This window comes from Flavobacterium sp. FG139, from assembly GCF_057809695.1.
In genome coordinates, this window is the sequence record NZ_JBMDKL010000021.1 from 1 (window position 1) to 14677 (window position 14677).

General features: G+C 32.3%; 19 protein-coding genes. 14 read left to right on the plus strand and 5 right to left on the minus strand.

The window, feature by feature from the left end; translation table 11 throughout:
- Nucleotides 1-145: 145 nt before the first annotated feature.
- Nucleotides 146-562 carry a TolB-like translocation protein gene (locus tag ACODSI_RS14305; RefSeq protein WP_488917544.1) on the minus strand — a complete coding sequence of 139 codons (417 nt, stop codon included), beginning with the start codon at nucleotides 560-562 and terminating at the stop codon, nucleotides 146-148.
- Between the two features lie 423 nt (nucleotides 563-985).
- Between ACODSI_RS14305 and ACODSI_RS14310 the strand changes: the two genes are divergently transcribed.
- Complete coding sequence (locus ACODSI_RS14310; RefSeq protein WP_488917545.1) at nucleotides 986-2203, plus strand: tyrosine-type recombinase/integrase; 1218 nt, start codon at nucleotides 986-988, stop codon at nucleotides 2201-2203.
- A 307-nt stretch (nucleotides 2204-2510) separates the two neighbouring features.
- On the opposite strand, the gene ACODSI_RS14315 is transcribed toward ACODSI_RS14310, so the two are convergent.
- Genes ACODSI_RS14315 through ACODSI_RS14325 form a run of 3 tightly spaced genes read right to left on the minus strand, consistent with a single transcriptional unit; the run spans nucleotide 2511 to nucleotide 4472 of the window.
- The gene (locus tag ACODSI_RS14315) at nucleotides 2511-3101 is read right to left on the minus strand and encodes a hypothetical protein (RefSeq protein WP_488917546.1); all 591 of its coding nucleotides are present in this window, start codon (nucleotides 3099-3101) and stop codon (nucleotides 2511-2513) included.
- A gap of 57 nt (nucleotides 3102-3158) precedes the next feature.
- A complete protein-coding gene (locus tag ACODSI_RS14320; protein WP_488917547.1) occupies nucleotides 3159-3926 on the minus strand; it encodes a hypothetical protein in 768 nt (255 codons plus the stop codon).
- A gap of 12 nt (nucleotides 3927-3938) precedes the next feature.
- Nucleotides 3939-4472 (minus strand): hypothetical protein, encoded by a 534-nt coding sequence (locus tag ACODSI_RS14325; protein WP_488917548.1) that lies wholly within the window; start codon nucleotides 4470-4472, stop codon nucleotides 3939-3941.
- Between the two features lie 194 nt (nucleotides 4473-4666).
- Between ACODSI_RS14325 and ACODSI_RS14330 the strand changes: the two genes are divergently transcribed.
- The 5 genes from ACODSI_RS14330 to ACODSI_RS14350 all read left to right on the plus strand — a co-directional run bounded on the left by ACODSI_RS14330 (nucleotide 4667) and on the right by ACODSI_RS14350 (nucleotide 9117).
- Nucleotides 4667-5572 carry a hypothetical protein gene (locus ACODSI_RS14330; protein ID WP_488917549.1) on the plus strand — a complete coding sequence of 302 codons (906 nt, stop codon included), beginning with the start codon at nucleotides 4667-4669 and terminating at the stop codon, nucleotides 5570-5572.
- Nucleotides 5573-5977: 405 nt separating this feature from the next.
- On the plus strand, nucleotides 5978-6256 hold the full coding sequence (locus tag ACODSI_RS14335; protein ID WP_298658374.1) for a helix-turn-helix domain-containing protein: 279 nt from the start codon (nucleotides 5978-5980) through the stop codon (nucleotides 6254-6256).
- A 92-nt stretch (nucleotides 6257-6348) separates the two neighbouring features.
- Entirely contained in the window at nucleotides 6349-8106 is a 1758-nt protein-coding gene (locus ACODSI_RS14340; protein ID WP_488917550.1) for a hypothetical protein, read from the plus strand.
- Nucleotides 8107-8342: 236 nt separating this feature from the next.
- Nucleotides 8343-8684, plus strand: coding sequence for a hypothetical protein (locus tag ACODSI_RS14345; protein ID WP_298657999.1), 342 nt, complete (start codon nucleotides 8343-8345; stop codon nucleotides 8682-8684).
- Nucleotides 8685-8895: 211 nt separating this feature from the next.
- On the plus strand, nucleotides 8896-9117 hold the full coding sequence (locus ACODSI_RS14350) for a hypothetical protein (protein WP_488917551.1): 222 nt from the start codon (nucleotides 8896-8898) through the stop codon (nucleotides 9115-9117).
- A gap of 3 nt (nucleotides 9118-9120) precedes the next feature.
- On the opposite strand, the gene ACODSI_RS14355 is transcribed toward ACODSI_RS14350, so the two are convergent.
- Entirely contained in the window at nucleotides 9121-9579 is a 459-nt protein-coding gene (locus ACODSI_RS14355) for a hypothetical protein (protein ID WP_488917552.1), read from the minus strand.
- A gap of 367 nt (nucleotides 9580-9946) precedes the next feature.
- Between ACODSI_RS14355 and ACODSI_RS14360 the strand changes: the two genes are divergently transcribed.
- From ACODSI_RS14360 to ACODSI_RS14395, 8 genes are read left to right on the plus strand one after another with little or no spacing between them, the layout of a single operon-like run.
- The gene (locus tag ACODSI_RS14360; RefSeq protein WP_298657992.1) at nucleotides 9947-10801 is read left to right on the plus strand and encodes a transglutaminase-like domain-containing protein; all 855 of its coding nucleotides are present in this window, start codon (nucleotides 9947-9949) and stop codon (nucleotides 10799-10801) included.
- Between the two features lie 10 nt (nucleotides 10802-10811).
- The gene (locus tag ACODSI_RS14365) at nucleotides 10812-11606 is read left to right on the plus strand and encodes a hypothetical protein (protein ID WP_488917553.1); all 795 of its coding nucleotides are present in this window, start codon (nucleotides 10812-10814) and stop codon (nucleotides 11604-11606) included.
- A gap of 11 nt (nucleotides 11607-11617) precedes the next feature.
- Nucleotides 11618-12187, plus strand: a complete 570-nt coding sequence (locus tag ACODSI_RS14370) for a hypothetical protein (RefSeq protein ID WP_488917554.1) — start codon at nucleotides 11618-11620, stop codon at nucleotides 12185-12187.
- A gap of 38 nt (nucleotides 12188-12225) precedes the next feature.
- Nucleotides 12226-12783 carry a hypothetical protein gene (locus ACODSI_RS14375; protein ID WP_298657985.1) on the plus strand — a complete coding sequence of 186 codons (558 nt, stop codon included), beginning with the start codon at nucleotides 12226-12228 and terminating at the stop codon, nucleotides 12781-12783.
- 58 nt (nucleotides 12784-12841) lie between these two features.
- Nucleotides 12842-13216 (plus strand): hypothetical protein, encoded by a 375-nt coding sequence (locus ACODSI_RS14380; protein WP_298657982.1) that lies wholly within the window; start codon nucleotides 12842-12844, stop codon nucleotides 13214-13216.
- Between the two features lie 2 nt (nucleotides 13217-13218).
- Nucleotides 13219-13494 carry a hypothetical protein gene (locus ACODSI_RS14385; RefSeq protein ID WP_488917555.1) on the plus strand — a complete coding sequence of 92 codons (276 nt, stop codon included), beginning with the start codon at nucleotides 13219-13221 and terminating at the stop codon, nucleotides 13492-13494.
- A gap of 1 nt (nucleotide 13495) precedes the next feature.
- The gene (locus ACODSI_RS14390) at nucleotides 13496-14287 is read left to right on the plus strand and encodes a hypothetical protein (RefSeq protein ID WP_488917556.1); all 792 of its coding nucleotides are present in this window, start codon (nucleotides 13496-13498) and stop codon (nucleotides 14285-14287) included.
- A complete protein-coding gene (locus ACODSI_RS14395; RefSeq protein ID WP_213213008.1) occupies nucleotides 14287-14481 on the plus strand; it encodes a hypothetical protein in 195 nt (64 codons plus the stop codon). Before ACODSI_RS14390 ends, ACODSI_RS14395 begins: the two co-directional genes overlap by 1 nt.
- Nucleotides 14482-14677: the final 196 nt, after the last annotated feature.

A 14677-nucleotide genomic window follows, 5' to 3' on the forward strand; every position in this document is an offset into this window, starting at 1 on the left:
TTTTCGACACTGACGAAAACAAATATACCGAAAAGTTAGAAAGAAAAAACGCGATAGAAAGAAAAAAGATAATCACTTCCGCATTCTGATAAATCCCGAGCCACTCCATTGGTGCAAACGGCTGTTGTGCAAAGTATTTAAAAAATTATAAAAAGATTCCAGTGTTACTGTTAAAAGACATTAGTTGTTGTAAGTTAGTTCCATCAACATTACATGAGTAAATATAAACTTCACTATTCAAATTATTTTGTGCTGTAAACAATATGGTTTGCTCATCATTAGAAAGTTTAACAGTTGAGTGCTCTCCACTTGAATAAATTGTATAGAGTGATATGTTATTTGGTAAAGAAATTGGAATTTGAGTTTGATTAGTACCATCAAAGTTTGCAATCCATATAGATTGATCGCCAGTTGTTGGAAAATCTTTTTTTATGTAAATAAATTTTTGAAGTGTATTGCTCACATATTTAGATTCATTGGAGTTTGAACAACTAATTTGAAAAAATACGCCCGCTAATGCGAAGGTCATAAAATACAATATTGTTTTATAAGAATTTTTCATATTTTCTGTTTTTTTGGTTTAATATTTTGCACAACGTTCTGTCGCTTGCGCCAGTGGCGGTTTTCGCTCACTGACGATAACAAATATACCGAAAAGTTAGAAAGAAAAAACGCGATTGAAAGAAAAAAGATATTCACTTCCGTATTCTAATAAATCCCAAGCCACGCCATTGGTGCAAACGGCTGTTAGGTTAATTATGTATTATCATGTTTCAATATGCACTTAAAGTACTGTATTTGTTGCTTTTTAAATATTAATTAGTTTAAATGGATGCAAAAAAAAGCAACGAAATGTTTGCTTTGTTGTACCGAATGTTGTACTCTTGTATTGCGATGCATTCAATTGCAATCCTCATGTTTTAAAGGATTTCACTTATTTGCTTCATTTTACAAAGATAGTACAACATTTTATTTTTTTCAAAACATGGCATCTATAAAGCTAATTTTAAGAACATATCAACAAGACCAAACAGGTCATTCTCCTTTATACATTAGGGTCATTAAAGATAGAAAAACTAAATTTATTTCAGTTGGTTTAAAATTAAAAGAAACCGAATGGGACGAAGTTAAACAACGGGTAAAGAAAAATCATCCAAACAGCGCAAGAATGAATGCGTCTATTTCTCAAAAGGTTGCTGATGCTGAGGCACAGGTTGCTGATTTGGAGAGAAAAGTAAAAACGATTTCAGTTAAAAAATTAAAAGAAGCAATCAAAGGGAAAGAAGTGCCAAACTTTTTTGAGTATGCTTATAAACGTTGTGAAAAGATTAGAGGGAATGTCTCAATTGCAACCTATAAAAACTATGTTCTTTATTTGGAAAAGTTTGAAAAATGGGTTGGCTCAAAAGATGTATACTTTGACGATATTACTGTTTCTCTTTTAATGGATTATATGAGTTATATGGGCAATACATTAAAAAATGGAGCGACTACACAAAGATATTCAATAATGATTTTAGCTATTATGTTTAAAGAAGCTATTAAAGAAGATATTATTCCCGAATATATGTACCCATTTAGCAAACTGACTTTAAAAAAGGACACAGGTAAGAGATTGTTTTTAAAGAAAGACCAAATACAAGCAATGATTGAATTTAAAGCAACAGAAGGTAGTTTGAGTTGTATCTATAGAGATATGTTTGTTTTTTCTATATACGCAGGAGGATTACGTTTTAGCGATGTGTTAGAAATACAGAACAAACACTTTATCGAATCAGAGCAAAGAATCAAAAAAACTATAAATAAAACAGGTCGATTACACCAGTTTAAAATTGGTCAAATTGCACTTGATATTATAAAAAAGTATCAAAAACCAAATCCACAACCTGACGACCTTATTTTTCCGATTGTAAAAAATCCAATTTTGTTTTTGAAAAATAAAGAGTACAGATATGAGATGACAGAAAAGGCAAATAAATCAGCAAATTTTCAAATACAAAAAATTGCAAAGGCTCTAGAATTTCCAATACACATTTCTTTTCATTTGAGTCGTCATAGTTTTGCTACTAATGCACTTAATAATGGCATGAGAATAGAGCATGTTTCAAAATTAATGGATCATCAAGATATAAGAACAACGCAGATTTATGCTAAGATTATCAATGAAGAATTAGACAAAGCAGTTGATGAATTTATATACTAAAACTATTTTAACTACAATTTCTTTAAAAGCTATCATTTCATCCTTTACGGTTATGATTTAATCGTCAAAAGTTGTTGGTAAAAATGATTTAAAACAGAAGTAAAAAAAATACACTATAAGATTATATATAATGAATTAAATAGTTATATCGGTGTGATATAGTTTTTTATTTAACTTGATGCAGAGAGCTAATACTACCGCTTAATTTAATTACATAAATACTAAGCAAGACTATTCTTTTTTTTAGTTATATGTCTATTTGTTTGTCGTTAAATTATTACAGTAATTACTTCAATAATTTTGTATACTAAGATTCTTTCTTATTTACTCTGATGTCACGAATGTTTGTGTTGCCATTCCCTATTTCATAAAAATATCCATATCCGACTCTGTTCTCAAAATGAATAACAAGAAGTCCGTAAGTAGTTTGATTTGCACTGTCAATTTGAATAACAAACCGCGTTATTTGTGATTCTTCATTTACGATTGAACCAGTTAATATTCCATCTTTAAAAACTTGGCCTTGTCCATTATTTTTAAATATAACACCCGTCAATTTAGTTGATAGTAAATTCTGTTTAAAGTTCAAATTGATTTGATCCTGATGTGTGGTTGAATTTGCAGGAATAAAAATATTACCTAAGTAAGTTCCGCCAATAAATTTTTGCCCTGTTAGTAAAGTTGAAAATTTGACTACTAAAGGGCTTGAAAGTGTAAAATACAATGTTAGAATAGTGATTGTTATTCTGATGATTGTAAAGACGGAGGAGCAGTCTCCTTTTATACCGAACAAAGTAGAAAAATCATCTGTCGGTACAAAACCAAGAAAGTGGTAGAAAATTAGCCCAATTAGAAGAACTATTGTCATTATGGTTTTAATATTTTTTTCTACACTCATAATTCTTTTTGTTTGGCTTAGTCTTCAGAGCAAATTCCTGTGCAATAACTATTATTTCTAATCATCGTCTTCATTGAAAAAATCAACTAATTCGTTGATTCTTTTCAATGAATTATTAGTGTTAAACTCTAAAAGTTGAAATCTTATCCTAAAAATTAGTTTATGAATAAAAACCCTAAGGAAATGAAATAAAAATGGGGAAATAGCTATAATTAAGGAAAAGGTTATACAAGTTTGTTCTGAAAAAAATACTTCTAATTTTGGTTCATAAGGACATCTTTGAATTGTTAACACACAAAGGATTAATAATGATATTACAAAACCAATTGTATTAATAGCTTTAATATTCTTACTGTGTTTTTTTGTGAAGCTTCTAATAAAGACAAATGAATTAAATACGAAAATTGGTAATAAGAATAGCAAAAATAAATTTAATTGTTTAGAGTTTTTCTCGAAAAATTGTTCATATCCTCCTAAAACTATTATTGCAATGCAATATAGTGAGGTTGCTAAAAACATGGCTTTAAAACCTTCAATAAAATTTAATTTTTCGCTTTCAATTTTTAATATATTTTCACTTTTAAAATCAAAATCTTTTTGTAATTTTTGTAATTTTTTGCTAATATTTTCATTGTTGTCTTCTGATACTGAAACGATTATCTTGCTCTTTAATTCTTCAACTTTTGTGTTTATATTTTGTAGAATTTGATTTTTTAATAATTTGTAAATTTCATTATCAATTGCGTTTCTAAATCTTTCGGAACCAGCATATGCAAGATTTAAACCACAAAAAATTTCAAAATACGAGCTAAAATTATTCAACATACTAAACTCGAATTATATACTTTGACAACTTGAAAATTCGTTGTCAAAAGAATTAACTAACTGTTTAGTGATTTTTGTATTGTTAAAGCAACAAATAGCTTTTCTTCTACCTTCTTCTAATTGCATAATATCTTCAATTCTGAAAGAATTAGAATCACCAAGGGCAAAATTTACAGTTTTGTTGAATACATTTTTTATTCTGTTTTTAAAACTTTCACTGGCTATTGATATATGAATATTATTTGGAAACGAAGCTTTATAACTAAGTAAAACTTGAAATATTCGACTATCCCTATGGTCATCAGAGTCAATAACAATTTTTAGACTTTTCTGAGAATTAACAAATTTATCTAAATTAGTATAAAACTCCTCATTCAAGTCAGCTACATCGCCACTCAAATTATCATCATATATCCTAAATTCTCTTTCAGAGTGTTTAAGCATTGTTGATAAAACAATAGAAGCATGTTCAGGACTTGAATTGCTAAATATAAAATCACTTTTATTTTGAGCTAAATTTTCAACTGCTTTTTTATAGTCTGTCATTCTTTTTTATATAGTTATATAATTGTTTCTAAAATAACTTTTCCAAAAATATAAAAATATTTTTAATAATTACACGATACTAATTCTTTTTTTAATCTCAACTAAACAATTCAAATTAAATAAGTTATGTGTTCTATTATATTTAATAGGATATTATATTTAATTCGCTATTTAATTTTAAAATATTTAACATTTTGAACACGACCCAAATTATTACGACAACTCAATTTGAAGAACATGTGGCAGTAACAATTAATCAATCCACAAATCCAAATTTAGACATTATTATTAATGGAAAAATAAATAATGAAAAATATTGTGTAGCATTGATAGATAAGGTTTTAATTTTAAATCAATCTCAGATTTCGGGGTTTATTAATAATCAGTTAGATAAAATTAAAGAGCCTTTAAATTGGCTAAATAGCTTTGAAGAATTAATAAAAATAAATGAAAAGACATTTATAAAAAAATCGGCTCTTTTCAGATATTACAAACTTTTTAAACAAATTGAAAAAAAACGAAATTTATTGCATTGCCCTACTATAAAACCTATTAAGCTCAATTTAGCCAAAAGATATATTAATGCTGAAAGTGATGAGAGATATTTTTCGTATTATGAAATCAAAAAGCAACTTGCTATCCTAGATGATGATAATGAAAAAATCCTTTTATTGACTAAAGAAAAGCACGAATACAAACAGGCTAATATTGAGTTTTTGAATCAAAAACTACCTTTGTTTGATAAACAATGTGCCAAAGAAATTGAGCAGATTTATGAAATGCAAAACATAAAGAGTACCATTGAAAAACTCAAACCTGCAACAATCACAAGCCCCAACAATTTCACAAAATTGCAATTTAATTGCAATGTCAATCAGTTTGTAGATATTTTTTATCAATTGTCTCGTGAAATCCTTGTTGATGGCAAGCCAGTTATTGAGGGAAATATCAATGATGTTGCAAATATCATAGTAAACTCTTTTGTTGACAAAGACGGCAAAGAAATAAGTCCTCAAAGCGTTAAAACTATCCTGCAACCCTCCAGAGAAGATAAACGCCCGAACTCCAATAAGCGTATTGATGTAACCAAGATTTTATAATTTAAAAAAGTCCACAAAACCTGCGTGGACTTTTTATTTTGCACCTCCCTATAGCAATACCAAAAACCTGTATAAACCTCTGTAAATAAATAGTTTTCGATAAACACAAAAAGTCTTTTTGCTAAAAAAAAGACCTTAAAGACTTTTTGTGTTAGCCCTGTCTTTTTTCCGTAAAAAGATATAAAAACAACACTTTTTTTGGTCATTTTTTGCCAATTTCTTTGCTACACAAAAAAGGTCTTTTTACTACCTCCAGTATTTTTTTAAAACAAAAGACTACAATCCCCTTAAATAAAGGTTTTCAGAACTTCTAAAGAATAACTTAGTCCTCGAAGACCATAAAAAGACTAAAAGACTTTTTTGTACCCTGCACATTTGCCTCATAATTTTTAATCTTTTTCAAAAATGGAGGTATATATTTTGTCAAAAGCCCAGTTTTCAGAGTTAACCACAAGGTTAGATACTTTGCAAAATTTAATCAGCACCCAACCCGATACTTCAAAGAAAACCATCATGGATAATGAAGAGTTTATGAAGTTTATGGGTATCTCAAAACGTACTGCTCAAAGTTGGAGAGACGAGGGAAAAATATCTTTTAGCCAAGTAGGAAACAAGATTTACTACAAAATGGCTGATGTCGATAAACTATTGGCGGAGAACTACAACAAGTCATTTAAAAAATAACTCCAAAGTAAAGTACATACACGGCAATAAGCTGTAAGACCTTGAAACAATGGCGTGAAATGCGCCATTGTCAAAGGTTAAATCAAATTCTTATGAGTATAAAAACGCAAAGACTAGACAACAAAGTTTTTTCAATGGCATCCACACTTTTTGGCTTTGGAGAAAACAAAGCTTTAGGAGTTCAACGAGAATCAATTGAAAAACCTTTGCAATTTTCGGGCAGAATCATTGCAATTTACCCTGCAATCATTGAAGAGGCATTTTCCAGTACAATGGATAACTACCGCAAGTATATTGCATCGTATAATTTCAAGACACAAGCAGAGAATGAACTGATACAAGCGCACAATAATTCCGTAAAGGAATTTTTAAAATCAAACTCAATCACTGATATTCAAAAAGAGTATAAAAGACTGTTTTTACTTCATAATTCAAAGAATAATAATTCAAGAATTTATAATGAGGCAGTTACCCAATTCTGTAATGATTACGGACTGATTGTAGAGAAAAAGAAAATCCAAACAGTAAAATATGCTACTGAAGTGGTGTTTCAGAATCTGTTGCATTTGTATAACTCCCAACTGATGAAACGCAATGAGAAGTTTATCAAAGGTGGTATTACATCAAAACGACCAATAGAAGAGTTTAAAATCAATTCCTTTCTCGTTACCCAATTAAAGCGGAACGAAGTTAACAGTATTGCAATATGCTCTAAAACGGTTCGCAATCATAGAAAGCGTTTGGAAGAGGCGGGCGTATTTGTTGAATATCATTTTGCAGGGAGAAATAGACCTGTTGAATTACATATTAATCCTGAAATTCTCGTGATTTTGGATGTTTATACTTCAAAAATAAAACGCTCTGAAAACAAAGAACTTAAACTTACATATTGGAATGTTTTACCTGATAACAATGAAAGTACAAGAACATTTATAAATGAAAGTAAAAAGAAAGAGAATGTTGAAAACAATTCTCAGGGTTTAAGGAGTTCGAGCGAAGCTCTCACGCCTTCTCATTTGTTTTTTACAGGAACACATACCAGCAAAGAAACTATTCAAACTAAGGGGGCGGGCGGTGAATCCCAAAACAAAGAAAAAACGCTTTCAGACAAATTGCAGGAATTAATTCTACACCCACAGGAACTAGCCGAAAACCTAGCTAGTGGACTATATCACAATTACAAGCCTATTGACATTCGCTATTTGTACAAAGAAGCTTTCAGCGGTACGCTAACCAATGAAGAGTTTAGAGAACTGGCTATACAGGACTTTTTCAAATCCGTATCAAAGATTTACAAAACGGCTACTCCCTTTGCAGGAAGCTACAAAAAAGCCATTAATCTGTATTATCAGAACAAGTGGATTGCCTTTACAGGAAACAGCTTTAACAAAAGCGTGTTGGTTGATGAAATTAGCCAAATGCGTTGGCGTATCGAGTGGGCTAGAAAATGGTTTTCTAAAAATGAGTTTTCGCCATTATTCCCATACGATTATTTCGATATGACCCGAAAAACGGCAAAAGAAGTAGGTTTTGAGTACACAAAAACCAAATGGAATGAGCATTTATCAGCCATTGCCAAGTATGATACCCTAAAGAAGAAACAGCAAAGCAATGCAACCAAAAGAAAAGAGACCATTAACCACTCCAAAAAGTGTGAGACGGTACTAAACCGCTTCTTTAAAAACAAGTTGACTTACTCGCAATTATTCGATTATGTAGAGCAGAATTTACCAAAACAATACCTTGATAAATTACCTGATTTGATACTAAAAAAATCGCTTAAGACTAACGAAAAGAGCCATGTAATTAACAGTGAAGAGACCGTAAAATATAGCTTTTTTGAATTTTAAATTATAACCAATGCCAGTATTTAAGAAAGAGAAATCAAAGATTAAAATGGTAATTCTAACCAAAGGCAGGGATGATAACGTGGTTTGGCACTCGCCTATAAATCAGAACAAGAGAGACAATGAGGCAATAATCAAGAGTATGCTCAACCGCCTTAAAAGGAAAGAACTCTTTAACCGGACTAATGTTGTCCAGTTCTATGAAAATAATTTGTTAATCGCAGAATTTAAGTATTGATATGAAGATAGTTTTAAAGAAAATAAAAAAGGAAAACGTTGTTATTATCCAGTCGGAACTTTTAAAGTTTATCCGCCACAAAGTAGATAATATTTCCAATTGCAATGATTATGAAAAGTATTGCAATGACATCATTGTTATAGATGTACTCCAAAGTATGTTCTACACTTTCAGAACCAAGATTGAAAACCCTAAAAAGGTTTCAAATATTTCATTTACTCCATCACAAGCAGTAATACTTCTTTTCTGTTGTCAATGGAAAAGAAATGACAGAACAGAAGAGCAAAAATTCACCATGCAAACTATATCCGATTTGTTGCATGAAAAACTAATAAATATTTAAACTATGAACTTTGTAAACCGCCTTAAAATAGTTCGATACAACTTGTTTGCATTACTTGTATGCTTTGCAATTATCCTTACTTCACCATTGCAATTTTTGGATTTTATTATACTGGGGAAAAACAGGATTTTAAAGTTTTTGGAATCCTATGTTTTCAGAACATTATTTAAAATAAATGATTTAAAAGTTAAAGAACAAACCGACTGTAAAAATGAATAATAACATCAAAAAACCGCTTCCTTATTCTGCAACAAAATCGGAATTGGTTGAGATGTATTGCGATCAGTTTAGTGAAACAAAAATCAGAAATCAAATCAACGAAATTTTGAAAGAGAAAAACATATCAAAAAACACCAAGATAATACCTCATTTAGAGTTTATGGAATTTGTGGAGACCTATGGACTACCAAAAGGATATTATCTTGATGGTTAAACCTTAATAGCTATGTTTCAATAGATAGCTTTCTATTTCCACATCATCAAAAATGTTTTCTTCAACAACAACTTGCTTGAATATTTCTACTTGAATTTCTGTATCTAGTTCGGTTTCATTCATAGATTGCGCATCGGCTATATAAAAATTCCAACCGATTAAATCAATTTTATTTTGATGCTCAAATAATAACATTGCAAGCTCTAATTCTGCGGGCGATGCTTTTAGTAGTGAAGCCCATTTATCAAAGTTTGCCATTTTTGCAATGACGTGTTGGGCATTCATAAGGCTGAAATTTTCTTCGTCAAGGTTGTAGTCGGAAACAACCATTTCTACATCAAAATACTTGGGCGAGTATTCGTATAGAAAGGCGTTTTTTTCACTGTCAGAAACAGGGATTTTGGTTTTGAAATCTTTGTGTAGATTTTTTGCTTGAAGTTTGAAGTAATCAATAGTATTCATAATATAATCCTTTAGTTCAAAGATTATTATCCTGAGATTTAGCGTTCGTAAACTTTGGTTGGATAATAAGCTCTGATGGTTATATTATCTAGTTATTGGTTGATAAAATCTTTGCACGAACGAGCAGGCATACCAAAAACACCTACGCAAATATAAAAATTTCATTCAAATTATTTATTTCTTTTCTGTTTTTTTCACTTGTTTAGAAAACAATAAGGCTACTTCATTGCAATAGAATTGCAATGATACCTAACAATACTTTACCGTACCTAAAAAATCATTGCAATACCCTGCTATACCTCGCTTTACCTAAAGGCGAGGTTTTTTTATTTCAAACATTTGCATCAGAAAGTTACAGGATTTAGAAATGACAAAGGAAGAGATTAACGTAATTCTAAAGCGCAGGATAAAAAATGGAGACGAGTTTAATCATTTAATCGAAAAGCCGAAAAACCAAAAAGTAAAGCTTGCAACAGGAGATACATTTTATTCGGTTCGGGTAATGAGAGATTGGGCAAAGGCTTATTACAAGCAAGTAGCCAAACTTTCACAGGTTTTAAGAGGAAAAACGATTGAAGAGACCTGCAACAAGATACATTATTTTCTATTCTATGATATTCAATATCAGGCTGACGGAGTAACACAAAATATAAGAAGCCCCGCTAATAGTTGGTTCAACAGAAGAGAGGGAATTGATTGTAAAAGCTACTCGATTTTTGCCAGTTGCATACTTCTCAATTTAGGGATTAAGCATTATATCAGGCAGATAAAACAGCCAAATTTCAATCCGAAGCAGTACACCCATGTTTACGTTGTAGTGCCAAAAAATCAAGTAAGTGGAAAACTGGATGATGGGCATTTTGTAATTGATGGAACAGTACAAAGTAACAGAGAACCAAAGTACACAAGTAAAGAAGATGTTTTTATGAGTTTAAAACTGCCACATATAGGGCTTAATTGCCCCGCACCAAAGAAGAAAGGTTGGTATGTAACAAAGAAACCCTGTCAAAAGGCGTATGAGTTATACGATTTCGCCCGAAGTGCCGAACAAGCAAAAAATATGCTAAAGTCATTGGGTACAGATGCCATTGCTCACAAATCAAATAGCGAGGGCGGAGCTTACAATATCTATGTAAAAAGCAACAGTGTTTACGGAAGTAAAAGAGGACTTAAAGGAGCATCAAAAAAATCAAGTTCCACCAGAGGAAGATTTCCTTTTTAAACAATAAAGTATGATAATATTAGAAGAACAATCAGGGTTAAATGCAGGTCTAAATAAATTTAGGTTTAGAATGCCAAAATTATCAGTGGCTAAATTTATTAGTAAAAATGTAAAATCTGCTAATAAAGACATTGGAAAAGCTGCTAAAAAATATGTGACATTAAAAAATGCTATTGCCGTTGGCTCTATTGCTGCAATGGTAATTCCTGGTGGTCAAGCGGTTGGAGTAGCCGCAAAACTGGCGAAATTGGGAAGGATAGGCAAATTAGCTGTTAAAGCAATGAAAATTGCAAAAAGCCCATTAGGACAAATTGTGATGAATAAAATTAAAAATGGAATTGCATTAAATCAATCTGACCAAAATGTAGTTACTGAAATGGCTATAGCACAAGATCAAGACCCATCAACACCAAACGTATTAAGTCCTGAGCAGTTTTCAACTGTGACAGCAGGTAGTGGATTAGTTCAAGCACCACAGCCAACTATTGACCAAACGTCCAATAATGTTACTCCAACCCCACAACAATTGGAAGCCATTTCACAGGTTAAAGGAGTTCCTACTGATACTCTAACAATGGATTCGACAGTAAATGAAGCTTTACCTAATGAATCCCAATTAGAGACCATTTCAAAGGTCAAGGATATTCCAGTAGATAACCTAAAAGAAGAAGTTGCCAATCAAAAGGAAATGGCAAAAAATGAAACAGCAAACCCAACTGACAAACCCAATTATACTATTCCAATAGTTATCGGTGTAGGGGCTTTGGGAGCAGTTTTACTAGTAACAAGTTCAAAAAGAAATTAATAAAAACAAAAATGAAACAGGAGTTAATAACAATTAGTTCTGCCGTTGCTGTAGGCGCACTCTCAAGAGGTCTTACAGGCACAATGACAGAAACATCATCAAACACAGTAAAAGGTGTAGTAAATGGTGTGGTAGCTGTCGGAGCAGGATTCTTGGCAGTAAAGGTAAAAGGGAGTGATAGTAAAAGTTCTCTTATGAGAGGTTCGGCAATAGGTGTTTCCATTGCTCACGGATTAGAACTGGTAAAAAACATTTTTTCAACTGAAACCATTGCCTCAAAATTAAGTTCGGATAGCGCAATGGGAAGATTTATGCAAAAAGCTGTAGGTCTTTCAGGAGCAGTAAACGGTCTGAATGGCTATATCGATGCCTATGGTAATTACCACGAAGACGGATTGGGTGGTTACATTGATGTAAACGGCAATTATGTTGAAAACGGTTTAAACGGATATGATTACGATGACGGATTAGGCGGTTATATCGATGCAAGTGGAAACTATGTTGAAGATGGTCTAGGTGCTTATGAAGATGAAGATGGTTTAGGAGCTTACATCGATGAAGATGGCAATTACATAATGTAAACCCAAAAAGAAAAGTAAAATTTAATTCAAACAAAAAAATGGAAAATAGAAATCCACAATTGCAAAGAGCAATCAAAGTTTTAGGAGCGAGACAACGCCAACACGCACAAGCTGTGCGACCACAGGCAACCAAATTAGTAGATAAAACTTTCTACTTGAATGTAAAGGTTGACGGTATGAGCGGGATTAACCAATTGGTTGATGCTAATACCAAAAAATTAGTCGGAGTAACCAACTTTGACGGAAACCTTTTAAACTCTGGGCGTGATGTTGTCATTGATTCTGTCCGCACTTTGTTTACCTCTGACGGTACAGATGTAACAAATGCCAACTGGCAAAATTCGGAGAGAATACCTGCACAACTGCAAAATGCTGATTTGAGACTTATCCAAACCAATGATATGCTTATTGATTTGCCGATGACAGATACTCAAAACTTCAAACAGGACGACCACAGACCAATTGCAACTACTCCGCTTTTAAGAGCAAAAGAAGAGTTCAAATTGGAGTTGGAATTTCCAAAAGGGGTTACAATTCCAACAGGAAAACCGCTTTTTATGCGATTGGAGTTCAGAGTAACTGAAGCAAAAAAATAGTATTTCAAAACTCAAAAAGCCATAGTTCTAGGGCTATGGCTTTTAAATCCAAATAGATATGAGACAAATTCAATACGTTGTTAAGGCACTAATTAAACCAGGAGAAACTGATACATCGGTAAACTTTAAACTGCCTACAGGTTTTACCACAGGTGCAGCACTTTATACCAATGGAGTTGAGAAACAGGCAAACGCAATGGCATCCGTTGAAATGAAAGACGATAACAGTATTGCCATTATTCCATCGGTTCATATTGACAACTGGAGACAGTCGAACGGTGGCGAATATGAGAAGAGTTTTAAGCCTTTAAATTTTGATACTGGCAACAAAGATTACACTCTGATTTTCACACTAGAGGACAAACTGGAATCAGAGAGACCACTAAAATTTCATGTAGTGTTCCTGTATAATAATAACGTTAAAAAAATGTAGCAATGTTTGTAGAATCGGCTTTTATAACAAGAGAATTTAGAGAAGAGCAAATCCCAATTTTAGAGAATGTTACTTCACTTTGCGTTGTCAATAAAGGCACAAGCATAGCACAGGTTAACGGAGTTCTGATATACCCAACTCAAAAGCAAATTTTAGTTGTGCCTGATGGTACTTATTCAAAAGTGCAATTAGAGGTAATCTACACAGATACCAATAATAGTAAAAAGGGCTACACCCCAAAAAACAAAATACTACTTATCTACAAGAAACTAATTTAAAATGGAGCAATTAGATGATTTGATGGATAAACTCAACAGCGACAAGTTTTGTGCTGTAACGGTTTATGACAGGGAGACTTCCAAGCCGATTTTTCGCAATGTAACCCACGAGCAAATAAAAAATGAATACGGTACAGCCGAAGAGTTTTTTGAGAAAGTTTTTGCCGATGGTTACAAAAAGCTAACCCTACAAGAGAAACGCAAAAACGGAGCAAATGCCTTTAAAATGGAGGGAGACCCTTTCGATGTGAGTTTTGGAAAATCAAATGAAATTGAGGAAAAACCAATTGCCAAAAGAAAAAAGAAAAAGAAAATGAAAAGCGGGCTGATGGGATTGGGTATGACAGAGATTTTTGATTTAAAGCTACAAGCCTACGACCGAGCAGAACTCGCAAGAAAGCTAGAGGAATCAGAAAGGGAAAACAAGGAACTCAAAGCTAAAAACGAGGCACTAAATGAAGAGAAGTTGCAAAGACGGTACACAAAGGAGAGCAACGACAGTTTAAATAATATGCTTTTAGGTGTTGTTAAGCAAGCCCCAATAATTTTAAAAGGATTGGGATTTAATGTACCAGTTGAAGCAAATGGTTTGGGAGTTGCCTCGACCGATGATACAGAAAACGAAGCTTATTCAGAGGTTAAAAAATCGTTTTTGGAAATCATAAAAACCCTTGATGATGATACCATAACACTTTTACAAGTCATCTATCAAAAAATCAATGAGAATACCGAAAATAATGTTTTCTCACAAGAATTATTTCAATTATTACAACAACATCAAATGCTAGTATAATGAGCGCATTAACCATAAAAACAAAGGAAACAAACCCTTTCAAATTGCAGAAAAAAGCAAAATTGATTGAAACCCTAGCCGATTTAGATAATGAGGTTTTAGAGAAGTTGGTAGAACTTAAAAACTCTCAAAAAGCAATTGCAATGGTAACTAATGCCGAGAGTTGGCAAACAATAAAAGAGTTCATAATGTAGGTAGTGTTGGAGTAGCTTGTCTGTAAGCTCCATTTACAGGCAAGTGAAACAACAATAAAGAAATAGCTGTAACAATTGCTCCAATTTAAGAAAGTAAAGATGAAACGGGAGTAGTAAGATTAAGCGGATTACTGGGGCAACCCTTTATGAAACTTAAAATGAACTTCCCGAAGTAAAAATGAAATTGGGAGCAGTC